27 protein-coding genes are annotated in these 24,990 nt (G+C 67.8%); 16 read left to right on the top strand and 11 right to left on the bottom strand.

Features of this window, described 5'->3' with window-relative positions:
* Window positions 1-57: 57 nt before the first annotated feature.
* A complete protein-coding gene (locus HFK18_RS14550; RefSeq protein ID WP_099820238.1) occupies window positions 58-1,014 on the top strand; it encodes a transaldolase in 957 nt (318 codons plus the stop codon).
* 529 nt (window positions 1,015-1,543) lie between these two features.
* On the opposite strand, the gene msrA is transcribed toward HFK18_RS14550, so the two are convergent.
* Window positions 1,544-2,209, bottom strand: coding sequence for a peptide-methionine (S)-S-oxide reductase MsrA (msrA, locus tag HFK18_RS14545; RefSeq protein ID WP_180166839.1), 666 nt, complete (start codon window positions 2,207-2,209; stop codon window positions 1,544-1,546).
* Between the two features lie 30 nt (window positions 2,210-2,239).
* Window positions 2,240-2,503 (bottom strand): DUF2007 domain-containing protein, encoded by a 264-nt coding sequence (locus HFK18_RS14540; RefSeq protein ID WP_089238899.1) that lies wholly within the window; start codon window positions 2,501-2,503, stop codon window positions 2,240-2,242.
* A gap of 196 nt (window positions 2,504-2,699) precedes the next feature.
* Here HFK18_RS14540 and HFK18_RS14535 point away from each other — a divergent pair, with 196 nt between their 5' ends.
* From HFK18_RS14535 to HFK18_RS14515, 5 genes are all read left to right on the top strand, one after another.
* Window positions 2,700-4,448, top strand: a complete 1,749-nt coding sequence (locus HFK18_RS14535) for a glutamine--tRNA ligase/YqeY domain fusion protein (protein WP_180166803.1) — start codon at window positions 2,700-2,702, stop codon at window positions 4,446-4,448.
* A 178-nt stretch (window positions 4,449-4,626) separates the two neighbouring features.
* On the top strand, window positions 4,627-5,358 hold the full coding sequence (locus HFK18_RS14530; protein ID WP_180166802.1) for a DUF6348 family protein: 732 nt from the start codon (window positions 4,627-4,629) through the stop codon (window positions 5,356-5,358).
* Window positions 5,359-5,454: 96 nt separating this feature from the next.
* A complete protein-coding gene (locus HFK18_RS14525; protein WP_033830398.1) occupies window positions 5,455-6,015 on the top strand; it encodes a nucleoside deaminase in 561 nt (186 codons plus the stop codon).
* On the top strand, window positions 5,999-7,066 hold the full coding sequence (rlmM, locus tag HFK18_RS14520; RefSeq protein ID WP_180166801.1) for a 23S rRNA (cytidine(2498)-2'-O)-methyltransferase RlmM: 1,068 nt from the start codon (window positions 5,999-6,001) through the stop codon (window positions 7,064-7,066). The genes HFK18_RS14525 and rlmM overlap by 17 nt, the downstream gene beginning before the upstream one ends.
* Complete coding sequence (locus HFK18_RS14515) at window positions 7,066-7,464, top strand: EF-hand domain-containing protein (protein ID WP_180166800.1); 399 nt, start codon at window positions 7,066-7,068, stop codon at window positions 7,462-7,464. The genes rlmM and HFK18_RS14515 overlap by 1 nt, the downstream gene beginning before the upstream one ends.
* A 236-nt stretch (window positions 7,465-7,700) precedes the next feature.
* Here HFK18_RS14515 and HFK18_RS14510 read toward each other — a convergent pair whose 3' ends face one another.
* Window positions 7,701-8,882, bottom strand: coding sequence for a UbiH/UbiF family hydroxylase (locus HFK18_RS14510; RefSeq protein ID WP_180166799.1), 1,182 nt, complete (start codon window positions 8,880-8,882; stop codon window positions 7,701-7,703).
* The gene (ubiH, locus tag HFK18_RS14505; protein WP_099820246.1) at window positions 8,879-10,084 is read right to left on the bottom strand and encodes a 2-octaprenyl-6-methoxyphenyl hydroxylase; all 1,206 of its coding nucleotides are present in this window, start codon (window positions 10,082-10,084) and stop codon (window positions 8,879-8,881) included. The genes HFK18_RS14510 and ubiH overlap by 4 nt, the downstream gene beginning before the upstream one ends.
* Before the next feature lie 109 nt (window positions 10,085-10,193).
* Here ubiH and HFK18_RS14500 point away from each other — a divergent pair, with 109 nt between their 5' ends.
* The 10 genes from HFK18_RS14500 to HFK18_RS14455 all read left to right on the top strand — a co-directional run bounded on the left by HFK18_RS14500 (window position 10,194) and on the right by HFK18_RS14455 (window position 20,059).
* Window positions 10,194-10,778, top strand: a complete 585-nt coding sequence (locus tag HFK18_RS14500; protein ID WP_180166798.1) for a hypothetical protein — start codon at window positions 10,194-10,196, stop codon at window positions 10,776-10,778.
* An 8-nt stretch (window positions 10,779-10,786) separates the two neighbouring features.
* Window positions 10,787-11,341, top strand: coding sequence for a cob(I)yrinic acid a,c-diamide adenosyltransferase (locus HFK18_RS14495; RefSeq protein ID WP_180166797.1), 555 nt, complete (start codon window positions 10,787-10,789; stop codon window positions 11,339-11,341).
* A 6-nt stretch (window positions 11,342-11,347) separates the two neighbouring features.
* The gene (locus HFK18_RS14490; protein ID WP_180166796.1) at window positions 11,348-12,286 is read left to right on the top strand and encodes a histone deacetylase family protein; all 939 of its coding nucleotides are present in this window, start codon (window positions 11,348-11,350) and stop codon (window positions 12,284-12,286) included.
* 89 nt (window positions 12,287-12,375) lie between these two features.
* A complete protein-coding gene (gene lptD / locus HFK18_RS14485) occupies window positions 12,376-14,856 on the top strand; it encodes an LPS-assembly protein LptD (RefSeq protein ID WP_343202966.1) in 2,481 nt (826 codons plus the stop codon).
* Window positions 14,853-16,196: a peptidylprolyl isomerase gene (locus HFK18_RS14480; protein ID WP_099820249.1), complete on the top strand. Its 1,344-nt coding sequence runs from the start codon at window positions 14,853-14,855 to the stop codon at window positions 16,194-16,196. The genes lptD and HFK18_RS14480 overlap by 4 nt, the downstream gene beginning before the upstream one ends.
* A gap of 3 nt (window positions 16,197-16,199) precedes the next feature.
* Entirely contained in the window at window positions 16,200-17,180 is a 981-nt protein-coding gene (gene pdxA / locus HFK18_RS14475) for a 4-hydroxythreonine-4-phosphate dehydrogenase PdxA (RefSeq protein ID WP_180166794.1), read from the top strand.
* On the top strand, window positions 17,177-17,980 hold the full coding sequence (gene rsmA / locus HFK18_RS14470) for a 16S rRNA (adenine(1518)-N(6)/adenine(1519)-N(6))-dimethyltransferase RsmA (RefSeq protein WP_089238873.1): 804 nt from the start codon (window positions 17,177-17,179) through the stop codon (window positions 17,978-17,980). Before pdxA ends, rsmA begins: the two co-directional genes overlap by 4 nt.
* Window positions 17,981-17,993: 13 nt before the next feature.
* A complete protein-coding gene (gene apaG, locus HFK18_RS14465) occupies window positions 17,994-18,377 on the top strand; it encodes a Co2+/Mg2+ efflux protein ApaG (protein WP_025877914.1) in 384 nt (127 codons plus the stop codon).
* A 15-nt stretch (window positions 18,378-18,392) separates the two neighbouring features.
* Window positions 18,393-19,418, top strand: coding sequence for a symmetrical bis(5'-nucleosyl)-tetraphosphatase (locus tag HFK18_RS14460; RefSeq protein WP_180166793.1), 1,026 nt, complete (start codon window positions 18,393-18,395; stop codon window positions 19,416-19,418).
* Window positions 19,415-20,059, top strand: a complete 645-nt coding sequence (locus tag HFK18_RS14455) for a DUF1287 domain-containing protein (protein WP_180166792.1) — start codon at window positions 19,415-19,417, stop codon at window positions 20,057-20,059. Before HFK18_RS14460 ends, HFK18_RS14455 begins: the two co-directional genes overlap by 4 nt.
* Before the next feature lie 93 nt (window positions 20,060-20,152).
* Here the strand turns inward: HFK18_RS14455 and HFK18_RS14450 are convergent, their stop codons facing one another.
* The 7 genes from HFK18_RS14450 to HFK18_RS14420 all read right to left on the bottom strand — a co-directional run bounded on the left by HFK18_RS14450 (window position 20,153) and on the right by HFK18_RS14420 (window position 24,982).
* Window positions 20,153-20,644, bottom strand: coding sequence for a dihydrofolate reductase (locus HFK18_RS14450; protein ID WP_180166791.1), 492 nt, complete (start codon window positions 20,642-20,644; stop codon window positions 20,153-20,155).
* 12 nt (window positions 20,645-20,656) lie between these two features.
* Complete coding sequence (locus tag HFK18_RS14445) at window positions 20,657-21,220, bottom strand: hypothetical protein (protein ID WP_180166790.1); 564 nt, start codon at window positions 21,218-21,220, stop codon at window positions 20,657-20,659.
* Window positions 21,217-22,011, bottom strand: a complete 795-nt coding sequence (locus tag HFK18_RS14440) for a thymidylate synthase (RefSeq protein ID WP_180166789.1) — start codon at window positions 22,009-22,011, stop codon at window positions 21,217-21,219. The genes HFK18_RS14445 and HFK18_RS14440 overlap by 4 nt, the downstream gene beginning before the upstream one ends.
* Window positions 22,008-22,895: a prolipoprotein diacylglyceryl transferase gene (lgt, locus tag HFK18_RS14435; protein ID WP_100551599.1), complete on the bottom strand. Its 888-nt coding sequence runs from the start codon at window positions 22,893-22,895 to the stop codon at window positions 22,008-22,010. Before lgt ends, HFK18_RS14440 begins: the two co-directional genes overlap by 4 nt.
* A gap of 84 nt (window positions 22,896-22,979) precedes the next feature.
* Complete coding sequence (locus tag HFK18_RS14430) at window positions 22,980-23,474, bottom strand: TPM domain-containing protein (protein WP_180166788.1); 495 nt, start codon at window positions 23,472-23,474, stop codon at window positions 22,980-22,982.
* Window positions 23,474-24,358 (bottom strand): TPM domain-containing protein, encoded by an 885-nt coding sequence (locus HFK18_RS14425; RefSeq protein WP_180166787.1) that lies wholly within the window; start codon window positions 24,356-24,358, stop codon window positions 23,474-23,476. The genes HFK18_RS14430 and HFK18_RS14425 overlap by 1 nt, the downstream gene beginning before the upstream one ends.
* A gap of 3 nt (window positions 24,359-24,361) precedes the next feature.
* Window positions 24,362-24,982, bottom strand: coding sequence for a LemA family protein (locus HFK18_RS14420; RefSeq protein ID WP_025877902.1), 621 nt, complete (start codon window positions 24,980-24,982; stop codon window positions 24,362-24,364).
* Window positions 24,983-24,990 lie beyond the last annotated feature (8 nt).

Raw genomic sequence — 24,990 nt, 5'->3', positions numbered from 1 at the left:
CTGCGCTGCGCACCGCGCGCGATCAGTTTCCCTGCAATCCCCGCACCAGGAGCCGTAATGAGTACCCCGTCCAAACTGTCCCAGCTGCGCGAACTGTCCGTGGTCGTTGCCGATACCGGTGACTACGAGGCGATCAAGCGCCTGCAGCCGGTGGACTGCACCACCAATCCGACCCTGGTGAAGAAGGCACTGGACCTGCCGGTCTATGCAGAACTGATCGAACGCGAACTGGCCTGGGGCCGCCAGCAGGGCGGCGACCGCGAGACCGTGGTGCACGCCGTGGCCGACCGCCTGACCATCGGCGTCGGCGCGCTGCTGAGCACGCTGGTGCCGGGCCGCGTATCCACCGAGGTCGATGCCGACCAGGCCCACGACACTGCCGCGACCGTGGCCAAGGCCCGTCAGTTCATCCAGATGTACGCCGATGCCGGCGTGCCGCGCGAAAAGATCCTGATCAAGATCGCCGCGACCTGGGAAGGCGTGGAAGCCGCGCGCGTGCTGCAGGCCGAAGGCATCGACTGCAACCTGACCCTGATCTTCAACCCGACCCAGGCACTGGCCTGCAGCGAAGCGGGCGCGTTCCTGATCTCGCCGTTCGTCGGCCGCATCCTCGACTGGTACGTGGCCAACGGCCAGACCCCGGCGAACATCGACGAGGACCCGGGCGTGGTGTTCGTGCGTGGTGTGTATGCCGAATTCAAGCGCCGCGGTTCGCCGACCGTGGTGATGGGCGCGTCGTTCCGTTCGACCGCGCAGATCGAAGCGCTGGCCGGCTGCGACCGCCTGACCATTTCGCCCGACCTGCTGGAGAAGCTGGACGCCGACCACGGCGCGCTGCCGCGCAAGCTGGTGGCCGGTGCCGCTGAGGCCGTGCAGGTGACGCCGATCGACGCGGCGACGTTCGCTGCCGACCTGGCGGCCGATCCGATGGCGACCGAGAAGCTGGCGACGGGTATCGATGCGTTTGCCAAGGATCTGGAAGCGCTGCGTCAGCGGATCCGCGAGGCACTGTAAGGGTTCCGGCCAACGGCTGAGCCCCTCGTGGCGGATCGCGCAAGGCAGATCGCGGGATTGGCAGGGCGGGTGGGCCATGCAGGGGACGCTGCAAGTACGTCCATGTAAGCTCGGTCGCCGCATCCATGCGGCTCACGCCCCTGCACGACCCACCCGCCCTGCCTTCGACAGTTTCCTGCGGCGGTCCGCCACGGAAGAAAGAAAAGAAGAGCAAAAGCCGGTCGCGCGCTGCGCGTGCTCACAAACAAAAAGGACGCGGCGAATGCCGCGTCCTTTTTGTTTTCTATCAGGTCGTCAGTAACCCAATGCTCTTGCCCACCGTCACCGGGAAACTGTCGAAGGCGGGACGGGTGCAGATGGCGGGACCGTCCACGGCATGGATGCCGTGGCCGAGCCCCCAGGGATGGGTTTACGGCGTGTCCCGCCATCTGTACCCGTCCCGCCAAACCCACAGCAACCCAGAGCCGCTTTGGCTTTGGCTTTGGCCGTTGCTTTCAGCTTCTGCCCGCCGCAGGCGGACCACCGCGCGTCAGCGCGGCACCTCCACATCCAGCCCGATCGGGCAGCTCACGCCGGTACCACCGATGCCGCAGTACCCGTTCGGGTTCTTCGCCAGGTACTGCTGGTGATAATCCTCGGCGTAGTAGTACTCCGGCGCCGGGTACACGATCTCGGTGGTGATCGGCCCGTATCCGGCCGCAGCCAGCTGCGCCTGGTAGGCCTCGCCGCTGGCCAACGCCGCCGCGTACTGCGCCTCGTCGGTGGCGTGGATCGCCGAACGGTACTGGGTGCCGGTGTCGTTGCCCTGGCGCATGCCCTGGGTCGGGTCATGGCTCTCCCAGAACAGCTGCAGCAGCCGCTCCAGGCTCACCACCGCCGGGTCGAACACCACCTGCACCACCTCGGTGTGGCCGGTCAGGCCCGAACAGACCTCTTCATAGGTGGGGTTCGGGGTGATGCCGCCGGCATAGCCCACCGAGGTGCTGTACACGCCCGGCTCGGTCCAGAACTTGCGCTCGGCGCCCCAGAAGCAGCCCAGCGCGAAGCGGATCTGCTGCAGGCCGGCGAAACGGTCCTTCAGCGGATGGCTGTTCACGAAGTGCTGGTTGCTGTGCAGCGGCAGCGGTTGCTCGCGGCCCGGCAGCGCTTCTTCCGGGCGCGGCAGGCGCTGCTTGAAGGCCCCGATGCCGAGGATGCCCTGTCCGATTCCCAACATGATGCGCTCCTACGCCGGAAGGCCGGCAATGTCGTCAGCATCTGAAATGGGGTCGCCGGGGGCGTGGCCCAAGTCCAGCGCGGCGACGATGTCCTCGGCCTGCGGGCGCGCGGCGTCGGGGATACCGACCCGCAGCACGCCGAACAGCGGCAGCTCACCCATGCCACCCAGCAGCGACTCACCGAACACGAAGGCCGGGATGCCGGCGTCTTCCAGAGCGTGCTTGACCAGGTGGGCGTCGAACAGATTGTCGGCCTTGTACACGATGTGCATGGGGCGGCTCCGTGGGACAGGATTCCAGCATACGCCGGGGGGCTGAATGGTGCCGCTGCGCTCGCCGGGCATGGCCCGGCGCTACCGGTGCGGGATGGAAGCGCCGGGCCATGCCCGGCGAGCGTAGCGGCAACCCGGGCAGCCCTTCCCGGTAAGCGTTAGACTGGCAATCTTTCTGCCTCACTTTCGCCGACTCATGTCAGAGCACACCCCCGCCAGCCCCGAGACCCCCGCCGACAGCCACGAGAAGCGCGATTTCATCCGCCAGATCGTGCGCGAGGACCTGGCCAGCGGAAAGCACCAGGCGATCAAGACCCGCTTCCCGCCGGAACCCAACGGCTACCTGCACATCGGCCACGCCAAGTCGATCTGCCTGAACTTCGGCATCGCCGGTGAATTCAGCGGCGTCTGCAACCTGCGTTTCGACGACACCAACCCGGCCAAGGAAGACCCGGAGTACGTGGCCGCGATCCAGGACGACGTGCGCTGGCTGGGCTTTGAGTGGAACGAGCTGCGCCACGCCTCGGACTACTTCCAGACCTATTACCTGGCCGCCGAGAAGCTGATCACCGACGGCAAGGCCTACGTGTGCGACCTGTCGGCCGAGGAAGTGCGCGCCTACCGCGGCACCCTGACCGAACCGGGCCGGCCCTCGCCGTGGCGCGACCGCAGCGTCGAGGAAAACCTCGACCTGTTCCGCCGCATGCGTGCCGGTGAATTCCCCGATGGCGCGCGCACCGTGCGCGCCAAGATCGACATGGCCAGCGGCAACATCAACCTGCGCGATCCGGCCCTGTACCGCATCAAGCACGTCGAGCACCAGAACACCGGCAACGCGTGGCCGATCTACCCGATGTACGACTTTGCCCATGCACTGGGCGATTCGATCGAGGGCATCACCCACTCGCTGTGCACGCTGGAATTCGAAGACCACCGCCCGCTGTACGACTGGTGCGTGGACAACGTCGACTTCGCACACGATGACGCGCTGACCCAGCCGCTGGTCGACGCCGGCCTGCCGCGCGAAGCGGCCAAGCCGCGCCAGATCGAGTTCTCTCGCCTGAACATCAACTACACGGTGATGAGCAAGCGCAAGCTGATGGCGCTGGTCACCGAGCAGCTGGTGGACGGCTGGGAAGACCCGCGCATGCCGACCCTGCAAGGCCTGCGTCGCCGTGGCTACACGCCGGCGGCGATGCGCCTGTTCGCCGAGCGCGTGGGCATCAGCAAGCAGAATTCGATGATCGATTTCAGCGTGCTGGAAGGCGCGCTGCGCGAAGACCTGGACAGCGCCGCACCGCGCCGCATGGCCGTGGTCGACCCGGTCAAGCTGGTGCTGACCAACCTGGCCGAAGGCCACGAAGAGCAGCTGACCTTCAGCAACCACCCGAAGGACGAAAGCTTCGGTACCCGCGAAGTGCCGTTCGCACGTGAGGTGTGGATCGACCGCGAGGACTTCGCCGAAGTGCCGCCGAAGGGCTGGAAGCGCCTGGTTCCTGGTGGCGAAGTGCGCCTGCGCGGCGCCGGCATCATCCGCTGCGATGAAGTGATCAAGGATGCCGACGGCACCATCACCGAGCTGCGCGGCTGGCTGGATCCGGAATCGCGCCCGGGCATGGAAGGCGCCAACCGCAAGGTCAAGGGCACCATCCACTGGGTCAGCGCCGTGCATGGCGTGCCGACCGAGATCCGCCTGTACGACCGCCTGTTCTCGGTGCCCAACCCGGACGACGAATCGGAAGGCAAGACCTACCGCGACTACCTCAACCCGGAATCGCGCCGCACCGTCACCGGCTATGTCGAGCCGGCTGCTGCCAGCGCTGCGCCGGAACAGTCGTTCCAGTTCGAGCGCACCGGCTACTTCGTTGCCGACCGCCGCGACCACACCGAAGCCAAGCCGGTGTTCAACCGCAGCGTGACCCTGCGCGACACCTGGTCGGCCTGAGCACCTGCGCGGGCGCCGCGAAGGCGCCCGCGTCATCCTGCACCTGCCTCATCCTCTGCTGAAGCCTGCGTAGCCGACCTTCGGTAGCGGCGGGCCTTGCTGCGCGAGCGCAGGCACGTGATGCCACCGCGCAACCGCTGCCTGCATCATCCCCTCCTCGTCCCTGTCAGGCCCTGCCATGTCCGCTGCACCGAGTGCACTTCTGCCGCTGCTGCAACAGGTCCTGCTGGGCCGTGACATCGCCTGCACCGTCGACGGTGACGACCTGCGGCTCGACAGCGGCCTGCAGCTGACGCCGCACAGCGTCTCCAGCAACGAACGCGACAACGGCGGCTGGCAGACCTCCACGGTCATCGAAACTCGCCACGCCGGCCTGTTCGCCGATGGCCTGTTCGAATACCAGCACGCCAATGGCGCGACCGAACAGGAGTCGTTGCTGTCCGGCTTCGACACCTGGGTGCGGGTGGATCTGGCGACCCTGCAGGCCGCCGTCGGTGCCGAAGACGCGCCGGATCTGCCGATGATGGGCCTGACCTACCCGACCGGCGACGAAGGCGAAGAACACGAGCGCACCGTGGTGCTGGGGCCGCTGGCCCATTACCGCGCCCGCGAACTGGACGACGCTGCCGCGTGCAGCGAGGATGACCACGGCTCCTGCCCCTGTTGCCTGTTCACCAAGAGCATCGACGCCTTCGACGACCTGCTGAAGGCCCGCCACTTCCTGGCCATCCGCCTGTTTGCGTCGCGCGACGAGCAGGGCCAGTGCGAAGCGGACTGCCGGGTCAACGGCCATGACTTCGCCCCTGCCCTGCCGCTGCTGCGCGCCTATGCCGCACGCTGGCCGCAGGCGGGACTGGAGTTCCGCAAGCAGTACGTGGTGATCCGCACCGGCTCACCCTCGCCGGCCTGAATCCAGCGCGCACGCCCGGTACATGCCACTGCCGCTACACTGCGCGCCGACATCTGCTGCACCTGTTCCTTTCACTCCCAACGAGGCACCCCCGCGATGCTGTACGCGCAAGTCCACCTGACCCTTCCCGCCTGGATCCACGACCAGATCGACCTGGATCGTCGATATCCGGGCGACGAGGCCAAGGTCGCGCTGGCGATCGAGCTGTCGCGGTTGAACGTCGACCACGCCAGTGGCGGCCCGTTCGGCGCCGTGGTGTTCGGGCCGGATGACAAGGTGATCGCCGCCGGCGTGAACCGGGTGATGCCGCACTCGACCTCGCTGGCGCACGCCGAGAACATGGCCTACATGCTGGCCCAGCAGCGCCTGCAGACCCCGCGCCTGAACGCGGTGCTGTCGCCGATCACCCTGGCCACCAGCTCGCAGCCGTGCTGCCAGTGCTACGGCGCCACCGTGTGGGCCGGCATCGACCGCCTGCTGATCGGTGCCAGTTCGGCCGACGTGGAAGAGCTGACCCCGTTCGATGAAGGCCCGCTGCCGGCCGACTGGGTGGGCGAACTCAACAAGCGCGGCATCGAGGTGGTGCAGGGTCTGAACCGCGATGCGGCGCGCAGCGTGCTGCGTGCCTATGGGGAAAGCGATGGCGCCCGTTACTGAGGCCGGCATCGGCCTGCTGTGCCTGTGCCGGCAGGGCTTCGAGCCGGAGCTGGCCGGCGAACTGCAGTTCCGCGCAGGTGCCGCCGGCTTTGCCGGTTACGCCCGTACCCAGCGCAATGATGGCTACGTGCTCTTCATGTGCGACGAAGCCGCAGCGCTTGCACCGCGGCTGCCGTGGCGCGAGCTGATCTTCGCCCGCCAGAAGCTGGTGGTGCTGGCCGAGCTGCCGCAGCTGGACCCGGCCGACCGCATCACCCCGATGCTGGACGTGCTGGCCGATGCGCCGCGCTTTGGTGATCTGTGGGTGGAGCATCCGGATTCGGACGCTGGCAAACCGCTGTCCGGACTGGCGCGTGCGTTCGGCAATGCCCTGCGCCCGGCGCTGCGCAAGGCCGGCAAACTCAGCGACAAACCCAACGCACGCCTGCCGCGCCTGCACGTGGTGTTCGTCGATGGCACGCACGCTTTCATCTGCGTGGCCAACCCGGACGATAGTGCACCCTGGGCATTGGGCATTCCGCGCCTGAAGCTGTTGCCGGACGCACCCTCGCGCTCGGCATTGAAGCTGGATGAGGCACTGCTGACCCTGCTTGCCCCGGAAGAACGCGAAGCGCTGGTTCGCCCGGGCATGCGCGCGGCCGACCTCGGCGCAGCACCGGGCGGCTGGACCTGGGTGCTGACCCGCCAGCACGTGCATGTGCTGAGCATCGACAACGGCCCGCTGCGCCAGCACGTACTGGACACCGGCCTGGTCGAGCACCTGCGTGCCGATGGCTTCCATTGGCATCCGGAACAGCCGCTGGACTGGATGGTCTGCGACATGGTCGAGCAGCCGCGTCGCGTTGCCGAACGCATGGCCACCTGGTTCCGCGAGGGCTGGTGCAGGCACGCGATCTTCAACCTGAAGCTGCCGATGAAGAAGCGCTGGGACGAAACGCGCCTGTGCCTGGACCTGTTCCAGGACCAGGCCGGCAAGCCGCTGGTGGTGCGTGCCAAGCAGCTGTACCACGACCGTGAGGAAATCACGGTGCTGGCGTCGCCGCTGCGCTGATGAACACCCTGCGCATTTTCCTGCTGCTGTGTACCGCGTTGCTGGCATCGCCGGCACTGGCACAGCCGGCGCGCCCGCAGCCGGCGCAGAGCGCTCCGCTGCGCGATGACAGTGGCGTGGTCCGCCAGCAGTCGCTGTCGGCCGGCCGGGTGACCGGCAGCGTCGACATCGTGGTGCCGCTGGGCGAAACCCCGGTAACGGTGCGTTCGGTGGCGCCGGCCAGCGTGGTCGGCCAGTACCGCATCCATTTCGCCGAGCTGGACGTGGACGGTGATGGCTTCATCAGCCGTGAGGAGGCGCAGGTGAACCCGGCGCTTGCCGACGAGTTCAACGCATTGGACGTGAAGCGTCGCGGCAAGCTGGACCGCGCCGATCTGGCCGGTTGGCTGGTGGATTGACGCCGCTGCGGTAACGGTATCCACGCATGGCGTGGATCTACCGACGGCGGTAGCGCCGGGCCATGCCCGGCGGGATCCATGAACCGCGCTGCGCGCTCGCCGGGCATGGCCCGGCGCTACCGGTGGATGATCCGGGGCACGCGCGCCAACCAAGGTTGGCGTCTACCAGAAGCGATTCGGCGCGGGCCCGCATCACCCGTGGTTGGTAGTTGCCAACCTTGGTTGGCACCCCGCGGTCATACCCCTGCGGCGCGCTTCCAGAAGGCCTGCACCAGCGGCTGCCACTTGCTCACGCAGCCCAGCGCGCGGCCACGCGCCAGGGTCAGGTGCATCTCGTCGTTGGAGAACAGCCGGTTGATCGCGTCGAAGCTGTAAGCGGCGATCTGGTTGTCGCTGCGACGCTCACGCGCCCAGCGCTGCAGACGCTGCGGCGAAAACCGTGGCTGCCCACGACGTGCGGCGGACGGCGCTAGCCAGTGCTGCAGGGCGGCGACGTCGCGCAGGCCGAGGTTGACGCCCTGCCCGGCCAGCGGATGCACCACGTGGGCAGCATCGCCCAGCGCCAGCACGCGACCGGCCACGTAGTGGCGGGCCAGCTGCCGGCGCAGCGGGAACGCCGCGCGCGGCGAGGCCAGCCGCAGTTCGCCCAGGCGTGCGGCGAAGGCACGGGTCAGTTCACGATTGAATGCGTCTTCGTCCAGCGCCAGTACGCGTGCCGCCTCGTCGTCGGGCAACGTCCAGACGATGGAGCTGCGACGCTCGGCCACCGGCAGCAACGCCAGCGGACCGGTCGGCAGGAAACGCTGCCAGGCCGTCGCCTGGTTGGGCAGCTCGCTGTCCACATAGGCGACCACGCCGCGCTGCTGGTAATCGTGGCGCTCGACCTCGATCCCGGCCAGTCCGCGCAGGGTCGATTCCGCACCGTCGGCGGCCACGGCCAGCGCGGCTTCGATGCGACGGCCATCATCCAGGCGCAGGCGCACACCGTGCTCGTCCTGCTCAAGCGCTTCCACGCGTGCCGGGCAATGCAGCTCCACGCCGGCGGCCGGCAGCGCCGCCCACAGGCGATCCTGCAGCAAGCCGTTTTCGACGATGAAACCCAGTTCGCGACGGCCGAAACGGTCCGCGTCGAACAGCAGGTCGTCGCCACCGGCTGCGTCCCACACCTGCATGCGCCGGTACGGCCAGGCCCGCGCCTGCGCGATCGTCGGCCACACGCCGAGTCGCTGCAGCAACTGCACGTTGTCGGCGGCGAAGGCGAACACCCGCAGATCCGGCTGTACGGCCTGCCACGGCGCAGGTTCACGGCCCTCCACCAATTCCACTGCAAGACCAGCATCGGCCAGGGCCAGCGCACAGGCAGCACCGACCACACCGCCGCCCACAATTACTACGTCCAGGCGTGCGCGGCGGTTCATGCAGCTTCTCCACGGCACAGGCGCGGCACGTCGCCACGGAAGCCCATTGCACCGCCAACCAGCATCGACTGCACCGAGGCGCGCTGTGCGGCGACCAGGCCCAGGCTGCGCAGGGGGCGCAGCAGCGGCGCCGGATTGCTGGTCAGCCGGGCAAGACCACCGGAGAACGCCACCGTCTGCCGGCGGTCCTCCTCGCGGCGGGCTACGTAGGACCGCAGCAGCGCATCACTGCCGGCGTCGCCCTCCACTTCCAGCAGCTCGGCCAACGTCAACGCATCGCGCAGGCCGAGGTTGAAGCCCTGCGCACCCAGGGGGTGGATGGTCTGCGCGGCGTTGCCAAGCAGCACCGTGCGCTCCCCCACCAGCGCGCGCGCCAGTACCTGGATCAGCGGATAGGCGCTGCGCGGACCAGAGTCGAGCAGGCGACCCGCGCGCCAGCCGATGGCCTGCTGCAGGCGCTGCAGCCAAGCGCTGTCGTCCAGCGCCATCACCGCCTCGGCCTGGTCACGGGCAACGCCGTGCACGGTGCCGAAATGGCGGTCGCCACGCGGCAGCAACGCCGTCGGCCCGGTATCGGTGAAGCGCTCCCACGCAGTGCCATCGGGGGCACGCTGGCTGCGCACGCGGGCCACGAACAGCGTCTGCTGGAAATCGTGGCGATCGACCTCGATGCCCAACGCATCGCGCACGCCGCTGCTGGTGCCGTCGGCACCGACCACCAGCCGCGCCAACAGCATGCGCTCGCCGCTGTCGTCGGCCACCCGCACCTGGCGGTAGCCGTCAATCACTTCGCCCAGGCCAAGGAAACGCATCGGCCGGTAGCGGCGCAGCCGTGGCAGCTCCTGCAGCCGGCTTTCCAGCGCCTGGCCGAAATCACGCGCCACTACCACCTGGCCGAACCACGGCCGATCGTAGTCCGCTGCATCGAGCTGCACGCGGCCGAAATCACCGGCGCGGCTGACATGGATGCGGCGGATCGGGCCTGGCGCCATCGACAGCTTCTGCATGACCCCCAGCGCGGTCAGCGCGTTGATGGTGGCTGCGGCAAAACTGAGGTTGCGCTGGTCGAACACTGCTGGCAGTTCGCCAGCCGGACTGGCCTCGAGAAGGCCCACGTCGCGGCCCAGCCGGTCCAGGGCGATGGCCAGGCTGGCACCCACCAGACCCCCACCGACGATCAGCACGTCATGTCGTTCACTCATGGGCGCATGATACGCGCTCGCCGCGCCTGCATGCCCGGCACGGCCCCGCCTGCGCCAAGCGTCGCGCCGGGCTAGAATGAAACCTGAATCCGCTCCGGCCCCCACCGCCATGTCCGACTCCGCACCCCGCGCCTTCGTCCTGTCAGTGCTCGTGCTGTTGCTGGCGGCGACCCGCGTCAATCACTTCGCGGCAATCCCGGACGCCTCCTGGGCCGTGTTCTTCATCGGCGGCTTCTACCTCGCCCGCTGGACCCGCTGGGCGTTCCCGCTGCTGATGGTGTTCGCGGTGCTGGTCGACTGGATCGTGATCCGCAGCAGCGGCCTCGATTTCTGGCAGCACTACTGCGTGTCGCCGGGCTACTGGCTGCTGTTGCCGGCGTACTTCGCCATGTGGGCCGGCGGCATGCTGCTGGGCCGCAATTACCGCAGTGCGCAGTGGTCGGTGCTGGGCAAGGGTGCGTTGCTGCTGGTGACGTCGGTGGCGCTGTGCCATCTGCTGGCACAGGGTGGTTTCTACTGGACCAGCCAGAACGTGGCCGAGCCCACCATGGCCGGCTGGGCGCAGAACTACGCACAGTGGTTCGGCCCCTACCTGCGCACCACCGCGATCTACGTGGCCCTGGCCGCCGCACTGCAGCTGGCCGTGGAGCAGGTGCTCAAGCTCCTGCAGGCCCGCCGCGACATCCATCACTGAGCCGCGCCATGGGTCATCGCCTCTCGCGCATCTACACCCGCACCGGCGACGACGGCAGCACCGGCCTGGGTGACGGCAGCCGGGTCGGCAAGGACGATTTGCGTGTTGCCTCCTATGGCACCGTCGACGAAGCCAATGCCACGCTCGGCCTGTTGCTGGCCGTGCCGCTGCCGGAAGACGTCCGCGCGCTGGTCGTGCACCTGCAGCACCAGCTGTTCGATCTGGGCGCCGAACTGTGCGTTCCCGGCCATGCTGCGATCCACGCCGCCGACGTATCGGCGCTGGAACAGCAGCTGGACCACTACAACGCCGACCTGCCGATGCTGAAGGAGTTCATCCTGCCAGCCGGTGGCGAGGCCGCCGCGCGCTGCCACATGGCCCGTACCGTGGTCCGCCGCGCCGAGCGCGACACGGTCGCCCTGGCCCGGGTGGAACCGGTACGCAGCGAAGCGCTGCAGTACCTCAACCGGCTGTCAGACCTGCTGTTCGTGCTGGCCCGGGTACTGGCACGGGCCGATGGCCACGGCGAAGCGCTGTGGCAACCACAGCATCGCCAGCGCTGAGCCGCCATGCTGGTCTTCACCCATCCCGCCTGCCTGCTGCACGATCCCGGCCCTGGCCATCCTGAATGCCCGCAACGCCTGCAGGTGGTGCTCGATGCGCTGCATGAGGCCTTCCCTGGCCAACTGGAGTGGCGCGAAGCGCCACCGGCGAAGTTCGGCGAACTGACCCGGGTCCACGACAGCGCGCTGCTGGATCTGGTGCTGCAACAGCAGACCACGCCGCTGCGCCAGCTGGACATGGACACCTGGACCTCGCCGGGTTCGGCCAGTGCTGCGGTGCATGCCGCCGGCGCAGGTGTCGCGGCCGTCGATGCAGTGATGCTGGGTGAGGATCCACTGGCCTTCTGCGCAGTACGCCCGCCCGGCCACCATGCCACCAGCAGTACCGCGATGGGCTTCTGCCTGCTCAACAACATCGCCATTGCCGCCGCCTACGCCCGCGACCGGCACGGTCTGGAGCGGATCGCGGTGGTCGACTTCGATGTCCACCACGGCAACGGCACCCAGGACATCTTCCAGCACGACGCCCGGGTGTCCTACTACAGCACCCATCAGGCAGGCCTGTTCCCCGAATCCGGCCTGCGCCGTGACCGCGGCGCCGGCAACCTGATGAACATCCTGCTGCCACCGGGCAGTGGTGGCTTCCGCTTCCGCAACGTCTGGGCCGACGAGATGCTGCCGGCGATCGACGACTTCCGCCCCCAGCTGCTGTTGATCTCGGCCGGCTTCGATGCCCACCTGCGCGATCCGCAGGCCGACCTGATGCTGGAGACCGACGATTTCGCCTGGATCACCCGCGAACTGCACGCGCTGGCACGCCGCCATGCCGCTGGCCGGGTGGTGTCGATGCTGGAGGGCGGATACGACCTGCAGGCCCTGGCCGAGTGCAGCGTGGCCCATCTGCAGGCACTGATGGCGACGCCTTCCGGCAACGGGCCTGGATGAACCCGAACCGGCAATCCGGGGAGGCCTTCATTGCCCCTATGCAAGGGATGGGGCAAGCTACCGTCCGTTTTCGCCCGAATCCGAACCGCGTGCGCCGAGCCCTCCGCCTGCTTCCCCTGCCCCTGAGCATCGCCGTCTGCCTTCCGGCATGGGCTGATGACAAGCCGCTCAACTGGGGCCTTTGCCCGGCCACGGACGTGATCCCTGCGTTCACCGACGCGCCGACGCCGGTGCCCGGCCAGGACAAGGCTGCCGCCAGCGCTGCGCGCGAACAGCAGCCCACCGACATCGAGGGCGACCAGCTGCTGGGCACCACCACCGTGCCGCAGTACCAGGGCAACGTGGCGCTGCGCCGGGGCGACCAGTTCGTCGGCACCGACAAGCTCAGCTTCGATACCGAAAGCGGCAACTACGTCGCCGACGGCAACGTCCGTTACCAGGATGCCTCGATCCGGATGGTCGCCAAGCGCGCCGAGGGCAACCAGGAAAGCGACACCCACAAGATCACCGACATCCAGTACCAGCTGGTGTCGCGCCGCGGCAATGGCGAAGCCGAATCGGTCGACCTGCAGGGCGCGGTCGGGCAGATGCACCGCTCCACCTACACCACCTGCGACCCGTCGCAGCCGGTATGGCGGCTGACGGCGCCGGAGATCGAAGTCGACAACGACGAAGGCTTCGGCACCGCCCGCAACGCGGTGCTGCGGATCGGCAAGGTGCCGATCCTGTGGGCGCCCTACTTCAAGTTCCCGATCGATGACCGGCGCAAGACCGGCCTGCTGTTCCCGCAGCTGGGCATGTCCGGCCGCAACGGTTTCGATTACGCACAGCCGATCTACTTCAACCTGGCGCCGAACTACGACGACACGTTGACCCCGCGCTATATGAGCCGGCGCGGCCTGATGCTCGACAACGAGTTCCGCTACCTCTATGAAGGCGGCCGCGGCGAACTGCTGACCGCGTTCATGCCCAACGACAAGCTGCGCGACCGCGACCGCGGCCGGGTGATGTTCGGCGGCTACCACAACCTCGACGATCACTGGCAGGCCCGCGCCAACCTGGCCTGGGTCAGCGACGAGCGTTACGTGGAAGACTTCGCCAACCGCCTGGTGGGCGTCACCGCCTCGAACCTGCAGAGCACCGTGGGCCTGTACGGCACCGGCAAGAACTGGACGGCCGGCATCATGGCCGACCGCTGGCAGCTGACCGACTACACTCTCGACGAGCGCGCGCTGGCCTACAACCGCCAGCCGCGCCTGTACGTCAACTGGGACAAGCCGCTGCTGCCGTGGCTGGAGACCGGTGTCTATGCCGAGGCCGTGCGCTTCACCCACGACGACATCAACTTCAAGTACGACGCCAGTGCCGGTCCCGACCTGCAGTACACGCGCAACGGCCAGACCCAGCGCATTTACGGCGGCTCGCGCCTGGATGTGAAGCCCTACGTGTCGTTCCCGATCAGCGGCGCGGCCTGGTACGTCACCCCGACCCTGGCCTACCGTTACACCGGCTACGAGCTGGACCGCGGGCTGGCCGATGCCACCCGCAGGAGCATCCTGGTCTCGCAGGGCATCGATCCGAACACGGCCACGCCGGAACAGCTGCGCGGCAATACCTCGCCCAGTCGCAGCCTGCCGATCGCCAGCCTCGACGCCGGCCTGTTCTTCGATCGTGAGACGAAGATCGGTGGCAAGTCGTTCCTGCAGACCCTGGAACCGCGCCTGTTCTACCTGCGCACGCCCTATCGCAACCAGGACGAACTGCCGATCTTCGATACCCGCGACTTCACCTTCAGCTGGGGCCAGCTGTTCCGCGATTCGCGCTATACCGGTGCCGATCGCCAGAACGACGCCAACCAGCTGACCCTGGCGCTGGGCACCCGCTTCATCGACCAGACCACCGGCAAGGAGCGCTTCTCGGCCTCCATCGGCCAGATCCAGTACTTCGACGAATCGCGGGTGAGCGTGACTCCCGGCGGTGCGCCGGTGGAGAAGGGCAAGTCGGCCTGGATCGCCGACGGCAACTACATGATCAACGACCGCTGGACGCTGGGCGCCACCTATCAGTGGGATCCCAAGTACAAGCGCGAGGATCTGGCCAGCGTGCGTGCCCGCTACCTGATGTCCAACGATGGCGTGGTCAACCTGAGCTACCGTTACCGCATCAATTCCGGTGCCCCGGCCAACGCCAACAAGCACGACCGTACCCTGCTGGAACAGGCCGACCTGTCGTTCCTGTACCCGCTGAACGAGCGCTGGAGCCTGGTCGGTCGTTATTACTACTCGCTGCAGGACAAGGAACCGCTGGAGATCATCGGTGGCGTACAGTGGGACAGCTGCTGCCTGGCCGTGCGCGCCGTGGCCCGCCGCTACGTACGCAACCGCGAAGGCGAAATGAACAACTCCATCCAGCTCGAGTTCGTGCTCAAGGGCTTGAGCTCCCTCGGCCAGGACACGGACCGCACTTTGCGCCGTGCTATCCTCGGCTACAACCGCGACGACCTCTATCTCGTGCCGCCCAGCAACACCGGAGCGGCCCGCGATGACTACGATCCGAATCAGATCCCATGACCAAGAGCTTCCCCGTTCTCCTCGCATCGCTTCTGGCGGTGTCCAGCGTGTCCGCCCCCCTGCAGGTCATTGCGCAGGAGGCCCAGCCGTTGGACCGCATCGCTGCTGTCGTCGATGAGGACGTGATCCTGCAGAGCGAGCTCCAGCGTGCGATCGCCAACATCAAGGCGCAGTACGCCGGCCGCGAGGCCCAGCTGCCCCCGGATGATGTGCTCAGCCGCCAGGTGCTGGAGCGCCTGGTGCTGGTCAAGCTGCAGGTGGCCCGCGCCCAGGGCAGCGGTATCCGTGTCAGCGACCAGGAACTGACCCAGGCGATGAACGCCATCGCCCAGCAGAATGGTTCGACCCTGGATGCCCTGCGTCAGCGCCTGGCCCATGACGGCATCGACTTCAACGATTTCCGCGCCTCGGTGCGTGACGAGATCACCGTGCAGCGCCTGCGCCAGAGCTTTGCGCAGAGCCGCATCAGCGTCAGCGAAGGCGAGGTCGATGCGGCCCTGAAGCAGCAGGCCGATGCCGGCAACCAGTTCCACCTGGCCCACATCCTGGTCGCCCTGCCCGATGGCGCCAGCGCCGAGCAGATCGCCACCGGCCAGAAGAAGGCCGACGGCGTGAAGGCATTGCTGGACAAGGGCGAACTGGACTTCAATGCGGCGGCCGTGCGCTATTCCGACAGCCCCAATGCACTGGAAGGCGGCGACCTCGGCTGGCGCACCCTGGATGAAATCCCGGCGGCGTTCGCACAGACGATGCAGCAGATGAAGCCTGGCGAAGTGGTTGGCCCGATCCGCGGCCCGAGCGGCTTCCAGCTGCTGAAGCTGGTGGAAGTGCGTGACGCCAGCGCGGCGGCAGGCACCCACACCGTCACCGAGTACCACGGCCGCCATATCCTGGTGCGCGTGGACGATGCACAGTCCGACGCGGCCGCCAAGGCCAAGATCGATACCCTGCGCGCCCGCATTGCCGGCGGTGCCGACTTCCAGCAGGTGGCCAAGGAATCGTCCGAGGACACCAACAGCAAGGGCCAGGGCGGCGATCTGGGCTGGTTCCCGGCCGACGCATTCGGCCCGGCCTTCGGCCAGCAGGTGGCAGGCATCCAGGACGGCGGCGTCAGCCAGCCGTTCCGCACCGATGCGGGCTGGCACATCGTGCAGCGCGTGGGCACCCGCCAGACCGACGTCGGCAGCGACAACCAGCGCGCCCAGGTCCGCGAGACCATCGGCCGCCGCAAGCTGGAAGACGAGTACAACCGCTTCCTGCAGGAACTGCGTGGCGAAGCCTACGTCAGCTTCCGCAGCGGTGACCGGGCGGAAAATACCGCCACGCCGCCGCAGTCCTGAGCCATGCTCCCCGAGCTCGCTCTGGTACCGGGCGAGCCCGCCGGGATCGGCCCGGAGCTGTGTGTTCGACTGGTCCAGCAGCCGCGCGATGATTGCCGGCTGCTGGCATTTGCCGATCCGGACACCCTGAGCGCGGCCGCTGCCGCGCTGAACCTGCCCCTGCAACTGCTGCCCGAGGACGCGCATGCCCGCGTCCCCGGCGACCTGCGCCTGCGCGCCGTCGCCAACAGCACCCCCAGCCGTTTTGGCCATACCGACTCTGCCAACGCAGGCGCAGTGATCGCTGCCCTGCTGGGTGCTGGCCAAGCCTGCCTGTCCGGTGAACTGCACGGCGTGGTGACCGGCCCGGTGCACAAGGCGGTGATCAACCAGGGCGGCATTGCTTACAGCGGCACCACCGAACTGCTGGCCGACCAGGCCGGAGTGAAGGTGGTGATGATGCTGGCCAACCACATCGTCCGCGTTGCCCTGGCCACGACCCACCTGCCGCTGCGTGAGGTCGCCGATGCGATCACCGGCCCCGGCCTGGAACACACCCTGCGCACCGTGCATGCCGCGCTGCGCCGCGAGTTCGGCCTGGCCGCACCGCGCATCGCCGTGCTTGGCCTGAACCCGCATGCCGGCGAAGACGGCCACCTCGGTCGCGAGGAACTGGATCTGGTCATCCCGCTGCTGCAGCGCCTGCGCAGCGAGGGCATGGACCTGATCGGCCCGCTGCCGGCCGATACCGCGTTCCTGCCGGCCAAGCTGGCCGGCTTCGACACCGTGCTGGCCATGTACCACGACCAGGGCCTGCCGGTGCTGAAGTACTCCGGCTTCGAGCAGGCGGTGAACCTGACCCTGGGCCTGCCCTACCCGCGCGTGGCGGTGGACCACGGCACCGCGCTGGATCTTGCCGGCCGCGGCATTGCCGATCCTTCCAGCCTGCAGGCCGCCACGACGCTGTGTGCGCGGCTGGCGCGGCAACGTACACTGAGCACATGACTTCCCCGCATTCCCCCTCCGGCCCGGTGTTTTCCGCCCCGGCCAAGAAGCAGCTCGGCCAGCACTTCCTTGCCGACCGCTACTACATCGACAAGATCGTGATGGCGGTCAATCCCAGGGACGGCGACCGCCTGGTCGAGATCGGCCCGGGCCAGGGTGCGATCACCCTGCCGCTGCTGCGCGTGCACCCGAAGATGACGGTGATCGAGTTCGACCGCGATCTGATCGCGCCGTTGACCGCCGCCGCCGAACCGCTGGGCGAGCTGACCATCGTCAACCGCGACGTGCTGCGGGTCGATTTCACCGAGCTGGCCGATGGCCAGCCGATCCGTCTGGTCGGCAACCTGCCTTACAACATTTCCTCGCCGATCCTGTTCCATGCGCTGGAACACGCTGCGGTGATTTCCGACATGCACTTCATGCTGCAGAAGGAAGTGGTCGATCGCATGGCTGCCGGTCCCGGCAGCAAGGTGTTCGGCCGCCTCAGCGTGATGCTGCAGGCCTACTGCGAGGTGACCTCGCTGTTCGTGGTGCCGCCGGGTGCGTTCAGGCCGCCGCCGAAGGTCGACTCGGCCGTGGTGCGGCTGATACCGCGCGATCCGGCCACGATCAACATCAAGGACCACAAGCGCTTCGCCGACGTGGTCAGGGCCGCCTTCGGCCAACGCCGCAAGACCCTGCGCAATGCCCTGAACAACGTGGTCAGCGCCGAGCAGTTCGTGGCCGCCGGCGTGCGTCCCGACGCCCGCGCCGAACAGCTGGACGTGGCTGAATTCATCGCTTTGGCCAATGCCTCCTGATTACACTGCTGGTATGGAAGACGCTGACGTTTACGCCATCTCCGTCGAAGTCGCGCCGCGCTTCCTCGACGACCAATCCGCACCGGAAGACGGTCGCTATGCGTTCGCCTATACGATCCGCATCCACAATCAGGGCCGCGTTGCCGCCCGCCTGGTCGCACGCCATTGGCGCATCACCGATGCCAACGGCCGCGTCGAGCATGTCGATGGCGATGGCGTGATCGGCGAACAGCCGCGCCTGCGTCCGGGTGAAGACTTCCATTACACCTCAGGTGTCATGCTCGGCACCGAGCACGGCACGATGCAGGGCCATTACGACATGGTGGCCGACGATGGCACCGAATTCGCCGCGCCGGTCGCACCCTTCGTGCTGGCCATCCCGCGCACCCTGCACTGACACGGAGGCCGAACGATGAGTGTATGGGCGATCGGCGACCTGCAAGGCTGCTATGACGTAACCCAGCGCCTGCTGGAAAAGATCCGCTTCGATCCGGCGCAGGACACCCTGTGGTTCTGTGGCGACCTGGTCAACCGCGGCGGACAGTCGCTGGAAACGCTGCGGCTGGTGCATTCGCTGCGCGAACACAGCGTGGTGGTGCTCGGCAACCACGACCTTTCCCTGCTGGCCGTCGGTGCGCGCACCGAAGAAGAACAGCGCAAGGTCAACCCGGACCTGCTGCGCATCGTGCAGGCCGAAGACCGTGACGTGCTGCTGGACTGGCTGCGCCTGCAGAAACTGGTGCACGTGGACCGCGAACTGGGCTGGATGATGGTGCATGCCGGCCTGGCGCCGAAGTGGACCACGCAGATGGCCGAGAAGCATGCGGCCGAAGTGGAAGTGCAGCTGCACGGTGCCGGCTACCGCAAGCTGTTCCGCAACATGTACGGCGACAAGCCCAGCTGGGCGCCCAACCTGACCGGCTACGAGCGCTCGCGGGCGATCATCAACGTGCTGACGCGCATGCGTTACTGCACCTCGCGCGGCCGTATCGGCATCGAGGACAAGGGCACACCGGGCACCCAGGAACAGGGGCTGTATCCCTGGTTCGAAGTGCCGGGCCGGGTCGAGCGCGACCTGAAGGTGGTCTGTGGCCACTGGTCCGCGCTCGGCCTGACCATCACCCAGGGCATCCACGCGATCGACACCGGTGCAGTGTGGGGCGGCAAGCTCACCGCGATCCAGCTCGACACCGATGAGCTGCGTGTGGTGCAGGTACCGGGACGCGATGTGCCGGCACCCGTCGCCAACGCGCGGCCGCCTGCGCGGCCTGCCCATGAGCGCGCGGCAGGGCAAGGCAAGGACAGCGGCCAGGGCAACGGCAACGCTGCAACGGCCGGCGCCCCCGGCAACCGTGGTCCGCGTCGGCGCCGCCGCCGTGGTGGCGGTGGCGGTGGCGGTGGTGGCGGCAACAACAACGGCACGCCTCCTTCGGCATGAAGCCAGGCAACCGCGCACCATGGATGGTGCTGCTGCTGACGCTGGCCCTGGCCAGCGGCTGCCAGCCCACGTCGTCGCCAGCGACCGCCGGCGCCGACAAGTCCGCCGCCCCTGCAACGGCACCGACACCTTCACCACCGCTGGTCGCTGCCGCCCGCGCGCAGATCGGCGTCACCACCCGCTACGACCCTGCCTATCGGGTGCTGGCCTACCCCGGTGGCGATGTGCCCCCGGATCGCGGCGTATGCACCGACGTAGTGGTCCGCGCCCTGCGTACACAAGGGCTGGACCTGCAGGTCCGCGTGAATGAAGACATGCGCGCTGATTTCAGCGCTTATCCGGCGCTCTGGGGCCTGTCACGACCGGATCGGAACATCGATCATCGGCGCGTGCCCAACCTGATGCGCTGGTTCGATCGTCAGGGCTGGCAGCAGCCGATCAGTGCGCTTGCCAGCGACTTCGCTGCCGGCGACATCGTGGCCTGGAAGCTCAACGGCAACGGCCTGCTGCACGTGGGCATCGTCTCCGACCGGCGCCTGGCCGACGGCACGCCGCTGGTGCTGCACAACATCGCGCGGGGTACGCGGGAAGAAAACCTGCTGTTCCAGCACACGATCATCGGGCACTACCGCATGCCGTGAGTGAGGCGGTGCTGTGGAGCCGAGCCATGCTCGGCTGCGATTTGTGTCCGCCAAAAGCAGCCGAGCATGGCTCGGCTCTACAGGACTCCGCGCTCAGCTGCGCACGTAATGCACGAAGCGGAACGCGTACGCGTGGCGTTCGTCAGCCGGGTGCGGCTCGCTGCTCGCTTCCTGCCAGTCCTGCGCGTCCACCTCGGGGAAATGGGTGTCGGCCGGCACTTCGGCATCCACCCAGGTCAGATACAGGTCGCTGGCCTGGTCCAGCAGCTGATGGAAGATCTCACCACCGCCGATGATGCACAGCTCGCTGGCACCTTCGCCTTCGGCAATGGCCCGCGCCTCGTCCAGCGAGGCCACCGCACGCATGCCCTCGAACGGCACCTGGCCGCTGCGGGTCAGCACCAGGTTGGTCCGCCCCGGCAGCACCCGTCCGATCGATTCGGCGGTCTTGCGCCCCATCAGGATCGGTTTGCCCAGGGTCAGCGCCTTGAAGTGCTTGAAGTCGTCCGGCAGGTGCCAGGGCATGGCATTGCCCTGGCCGATGCCACGGTTGCGATCCAGTGCCACGATCATCGAGAGTTTCATGGTGCGGCCTCCTCAGCCGGCATCGATCTGCAGGCGTGTACAGGCTTCGTTGGCGGCACTGGCCGCGCGCAGCGCCGCCGCCAGCGCCGGGTCCGACGTGGAATTCTCGTCCAGGCCTTCGAGGATCCTCTGCATCTGCGCGTCCTTGATCTCCTCCAGGCCCGGTCCCGACAGGATGTCGCGGGACAGCGTGGCAACGTCGGTGCTGCCGCTGCGCGCCAGGAATCCCTGCAGATCCTTGCTGGAATAGACCACCGCCAGGCGCTGCTCGAGCTCATGCTGGTAGGCGGGCTCTTCGATGCCAGCCTTCAGGTGCTCGGCCATCGCCGCGTACATGCCGGTCACCGCCTCGCGCACCTGCGCCTGGCAGCCGGCCGGCATGTCGCTGGGCAGTGGGGCGCTGCCATCGAGCGACCGGACGAAGGACTGCAATTCCCCGCGCATGTGCTCGTGCACGATCTGCTCGTTGACCTGCCGGGCCAATGCGAGGGTGTCTGCAGGCGCCGCCTGGACCAGGCTCAGCGGCGCGAGGCCAGCCAACGCCAGCAGCGCCACAACGCGCGCGCGCGCGCTCATACCGCCACCGGCGCCTTGATCGCCGGATGTGGATCGTAGCCATCAATGCGGATGTCATCGAACTGGAAGCCGAACAGATCGGTCACCTCCGGGTTCAACCACAGCTTCGGCAGCGCGCGCGGTTCACGCGTCAGCTGCTCGCGGGCCTGCTCGAAGTGGTTCGAATACAGGTGCGCGTCGCCCAGCGTGTGCACGAAATCGCCGACGCCCAGGCCGGTGGCCTGCGCCACCATGTGGGTCAGCAGCGCGTAGCTGGCGATGTTGAACGGCACGCCGAGGAAGATGTCGCCACTGCGCTGGTACAGCTGGCAGCTGAGCTTGCCGTCGACCACGTAGAACTGGAACAGGTTGTGGCACGGCATCAGCGCCATCTGCGAGAGCTCGCCCACGTTCCAGGCACTGACCACCAGCCGCCGCGAATCCGGGTTGCGCTTGATCTCGTCCACCAGCCACTGCATCTGGTCGATGCTGCCGCCGTCGGCCGTGGCCCAGCTGCGCCACTGCTTGCCGTACACCGGGCCGAGGTCACCGTTGTCGTCGGCCCACTCGTCCCAGATGCGCACCTGGTTGTCCTTGAGGTAACCGATGTTGGTATCGCCCTTCAGGAACCACAGCAGCTCGTGGATGATCGAGCGCAGGTGCAGCTTCTTGGTGGTGACCAGCGGAAAGCCGTCGTTGAGGTTGAAGCGCATCTGCCAGCCGAACACGCTGCGGGTGCCGGTGCCGGTGCGGTCGCTCTTCTCCGCGCCGTGTTCGAGCACGTGCGAAAGCAGGTCCAGGTAGGCCTTCATGCCTTGCCCTCCGCCACCACCAGCGGCTGCGGCTGCAGCACCGGCGCGCGGCGCGACATCACCAGCAGCACCAGGCCGAAGGCGATCAGCGGCACGCACAGGATCTGGCCCTTGGTCAGCCAGCCGAACGCCACATAGACGCCGTTGTCGGGCATGCGCACGAACTCGACGGCGAAGCGGAAGATGCCGTACAGCAGCGCGAACAGGCCGCCAATCAGATAGCGATGGCGCGGCTTGGCCGACACCGTCCACAACACCACGAACATCACCAGCCCTTCCAGCAGCGCTTCATACAACTGCGACGGATGGCGGGCGAACTGGTTGAGCGCACCGCTGGCGAACTGCGACTGCAGGGTGGCGTGGTCGAGCTGGTTCAGCGGCGCCGGCAGGCCGGACGGGAACACCACGCCCCAGCTGCCGTCGGTGTACTTGCCCCACAGTTCGGCACCGATGAAGTTGCCGATGCGGCCAAAACCCAGGCCCAGCGGTACCAGCGGCGCCATGAAATCCATGGTGTCGAAGAAGTGCAGCGCATGCTTGCGCGACCACCACCAGCAGGCGGCGATCACGCCCAGCAGGCCACCGTGGAAGCTCATGCCGCCGTCCCACACCTTGAACAGCAGCAGCGGGTTGTGCAGGAAATCACCCAGCGCATAGAACAGCATGTAGCCGATGCGGCCGCCCAGCACCACGCCGAGCATGGCGTAGAACAGCAGGTCGGAGAAGCCGTTGGCATCGACGCCCGGCAGGCGCCCGTCGGCGATCCGCTTGCGCCCCAGCAGCCAGGCGGCGGTGAAGCCGAGCAGGTACATGATGCCGTACCAGTGCACCTTGATCGGTCCCAACGAAAGGGCGATGGGGTCGATGTCGTGGAAATAGATCATGAAGGGCGCCTTGCAGGGATGCCGATATTCTAGCGCCGCCCGGGAGCGGCCTCGCGGCGGCCCCGGTCACGCGATTGCCGGGCTTCAGCCCAGGATCTGCGGCGTGTCCGGCAGGCCGTCCTGATCGGACCGCGCCGAGGCCGGAAAGTGCCCTTCCAGCAGGGTGGAAACCTCATCGATGGCATCGCGCAGCGCCGCCACCGGCTGGGAGCCGCGCAGGCCCTCGCGCAGGTGGGTGCAGACCCGCTGCCATTGCTCGGGCGCGACCCGCCCCTGCAGGCCGCGGTCGGCGACGATCTCGATGGCATGGTCGGCCAGCAGCAGGTAGATCAGCACGCCGTTGTTGTGCGCGGTATCCCAGGTGCGCAGGCGGGCGAACGCATGCTCGGCCGCCTGCCGCGGGGTGACCTTGTGCCACAGCGCGTGCAGCGGCAGATCGGCCTCGACGGCGAACATCACCTGGCCGCCATGGCGCTGCTCGCCCGCGGCGATCGCCTCGGTGATCGCCTGCAGCGTGGCCGGCGGGAACGCGCGGCGTACCGATGGCGAAAACAGATGCCTGCACAGACGTTGGATCATCACCAGCCCCCCGACGCGCCGCCGCCGCCGGAACGGCCACCACCACCGCCCCAGCCGCCGCCACCGCCAAATCCACCACCGCCGCCGAAGCCGCCACCGCCCCAACTGCCTCCACCCCAGCCGCCACCGCCAGCGAAGCGCCCCGGATGGCCGGACAGCATCGCCACCACCAGGCCGACCACGCCGGCCAGGCCACTGGCCAGCAGTGTGGAGGTGAACAGGAAGGCAGCAACGGCCGCACCGGCGCCCCCCAGCAGGCCGCGCAGCGGGCGCGGTACGCGTGAGAACACGCCGCGCAGGATGCTGCCGGCGAACACGCCGATGAACAACGCCAGGAACCAGGTATCGCCGCCGCCCTCGGGCGCGCGTCCCTGCTGGCTGCTGACCGGCGCCGGCAGCGGTTCGCCGTCGATGATCTTCACCAGCATCGCCGTGGCGTCGGTGATGCCACCGGCATAGTCATTGGCGCGGAAACGTGGCACCAGGTACTCCTGGATCACCCGGTTGGCGATCGCATCGGGAATCGCACCTTCCAGGCCATAACCCGGTTCGATGCGCACCCGCCGATCGTCCTTGGCCACCACCAGCAGCACGCCGTCATCCACGCCCTTGCGGCCGATCTGCCACTGGTCGAACACGCGGGTGGTGTACTGGGCGATGTCTTCCGGCTGCGTGGTCGGCACCACCAGCACCTGCATCTGGCTGCCCTTGCGCTGCTGCAGGTCCAGCGCCTGCTGCACCAGCGCCTGCTTCTGCGCGGCATCCAGGGTGCCGGTGGTATCGACCACCGGCGAATCCAGCGCCGGGATCGGCGCCAGGGTCTGCGCCTGCACGGTCAACGGCAGCCACAGCAACAGGGCCAGCAGCGTGGTGGCCAGGCGCATCGGTCAGTGGCCCGGGGCCGGGGCTGGCTGCTGCTGTGGCGCGTTGCCGAAATCAACCGCCGGCGCGTTGGAGATCTGCGCCTCGTTTTCCACGGTGAAGTTCGGCTTGGGCTGGTAGCCGAAGATCTTGGCGGTGATCAGCTGTGGGAACGAGCGGATGTAGGTGTTGTAGTCCTGCACCTGCTGGATGTAGCGGCCCCGGGCGACGGTGATGCGGTTCTCGGTACCTTCCAGCTGCGCCTGCAGATCGCGGAAGTTCTGGTCGGACTTCAGCACCGGGTAGTTCTCGGTGACCACCAGCAGGCGCGACAGCGCGCTGCCGAGTTCGCCCTGGGCCTGCTGGAACTGCTTGAGCGAGGCTTCATCGTCGGCGTTGACGTTGATCTGGCCAACGCGCGAGCGGGCGTTGGTGACTTCGGTCAGCACGCGCTCTTCCTGGCTGGCGAAACCCTTCACGGTCTGCACCAGGTTAGGCACCAGGTCGGCGCGGCGCTTGTACTGGTTGAGCACTTCGGACCAGCTGGCCTTGACCGCTTCGTCCTTCTGCTGGATGGCGTTGTAGCCGCAGCCGGACAGCAGGGAGGCCAGCAGCAACAGGGGAATGAGGCGGGTCAACAGGCGCATGGCCAAGG

The sequence above is a fragment of the Stenotrophomonas sp. SbOxS2 genome (assembly GCF_013416715.1).
Lineage (GTDB): Bacteria > Pseudomonadota > Gammaproteobacteria > Xanthomonadales > Xanthomonadaceae > Stenotrophomonas > Stenotrophomonas lactitubi.
The sequence above is the reverse complement of the archived record's forward strand: the minus strand, read 5'-3'. Positions and strand labels throughout refer to the sequence as shown.

Excerpts from the sequence above, each read along its gene's own strand:
- HFK18_RS14515 (WP_180166800.1), top strand. The coding sequence starts at position 7,066 with ATGAACACCCTGCGCATTTTCCTGCTGCTGTGTACCGCGTTGCTGGCA.
- HFK18_RS14535 (WP_180166803.1), top strand. The coding sequence starts at position 2,700 with ATGTCAGAGCACACCCCCGCCAGCCCCGAGACCCCCGCCGACAGCCAC.
- HFK18_RS14550 (WP_099820238.1), top strand. The coding sequence starts at position 58 with ATGAGTACCCCGTCCAAACTGTCCCAGCTGCGCGAACTGTCCGTGGTC.
- HFK18_RS14455 (WP_180166792.1), top strand. The coding sequence starts at position 19,415 with ATGAAGCCAGGCAACCGCGCACCATGGATGGTGCTGCTGCTGACGCTG.
- HFK18_RS14450 (WP_180166791.1), bottom strand. The coding sequence starts at position 20,644 with ATGAAACTCTCGATGATCGTGGCACTGGATCGCAACCGTGGCATCGGC.
- HFK18_RS14530 (WP_180166802.1), top strand. The coding sequence starts at position 4,627 with ATGTCCGCTGCACCGAGTGCACTTCTGCCGCTGCTGCAACAGGTCCTG.
- HFK18_RS14480 (WP_099820249.1), top strand. The coding sequence starts at position 14,853 with ATGACCAAGAGCTTCCCCGTTCTCCTCGCATCGCTTCTGGCGGTGTCC.
- HFK18_RS14460 (WP_180166793.1), top strand. The coding sequence starts at position 18,393 with ATGAGTGTATGGGCGATCGGCGACCTGCAAGGCTGCTATGACGTAACC.
- ubiH (WP_099820246.1), bottom strand. The coding sequence starts at position 10,084 with ATGAGTGAACGACATGACGTGCTGATCGTCGGTGGGGGTCTGGTGGGT.
- apaG (WP_025877914.1), top strand. The coding sequence starts at position 17,994 with ATGGAAGACGCTGACGTTTACGCCATCTCCGTCGAAGTCGCGCCGCGC.
- rsmA (WP_089238873.1), top strand. The coding sequence starts at position 17,177 with ATGACTTCCCCGCATTCCCCCTCCGGCCCGGTGTTTTCCGCCCCGGCC.
- HFK18_RS14445 (WP_180166790.1), bottom strand. The coding sequence starts at position 21,220 with ATGAGCGCGCGCGCGCGCGTTGTGGCGCTGCTGGCGTTGGCTGGCCTC.
- HFK18_RS14525 (WP_033830398.1), top strand. The coding sequence starts at position 5,455 with ATGCTGTACGCGCAAGTCCACCTGACCCTTCCCGCCTGGATCCACGAC.
- HFK18_RS14425 (WP_180166787.1), bottom strand. The coding sequence starts at position 24,358 with ATGCGCCTGGCCACCACGCTGCTGGCCCTGTTGCTGTGGCTGCCGTTG.
- HFK18_RS14420 (WP_025877902.1), bottom strand. The coding sequence starts at position 24,982 with ATGCGCCTGTTGACCCGCCTCATTCCCCTGTTGCTGCTGGCCTCCCTG.
- HFK18_RS14495 (WP_180166797.1), top strand. The coding sequence starts at position 10,787 with ATGGGTCATCGCCTCTCGCGCATCTACACCCGCACCGGCGACGACGGC.
- HFK18_RS14430 (WP_180166788.1), bottom strand. The coding sequence starts at position 23,474 with ATGATCCAACGTCTGTGCAGGCATCTGTTTTCGCCATCGGTACGCCGC.
- rlmM (WP_180166801.1), top strand. The coding sequence starts at position 5,999 with ATGGCGCCCGTTACTGAGGCCGGCATCGGCCTGCTGTGCCTGTGCCGG.
- HFK18_RS14490 (WP_180166796.1), top strand. The coding sequence starts at position 11,348 with ATGCTGGTCTTCACCCATCCCGCCTGCCTGCTGCACGATCCCGGCCCT.
- HFK18_RS14540 (WP_089238899.1), bottom strand. The coding sequence starts at position 2,503 with ATGCACATCGTGTACAAGGCCGACAATCTGTTCGACGCCCACCTGGTC.
- HFK18_RS14500 (WP_180166798.1), top strand. The coding sequence starts at position 10,194 with ATGTCCGACTCCGCACCCCGCGCCTTCGTCCTGTCAGTGCTCGTGCTG.
- pdxA (WP_180166794.1), top strand. The coding sequence starts at position 16,200 with ATGCTCCCCGAGCTCGCTCTGGTACCGGGCGAGCCCGCCGGGATCGGC.
- lgt (WP_100551599.1), bottom strand. The coding sequence starts at position 22,895 with ATGATCTATTTCCACGACATCGACCCCATCGCCCTTTCGTTGGGACCG.
- HFK18_RS14510 (WP_180166799.1), bottom strand. The coding sequence starts at position 8,882 with ATGAACCGCCGCGCACGCCTGGACGTAGTAATTGTGGGCGGCGGTGTG.
- HFK18_RS14440 (WP_180166789.1), bottom strand. The coding sequence starts at position 22,011 with ATGAAGGCCTACCTGGACCTGCTTTCGCACGTGCTCGAACACGGCGCG.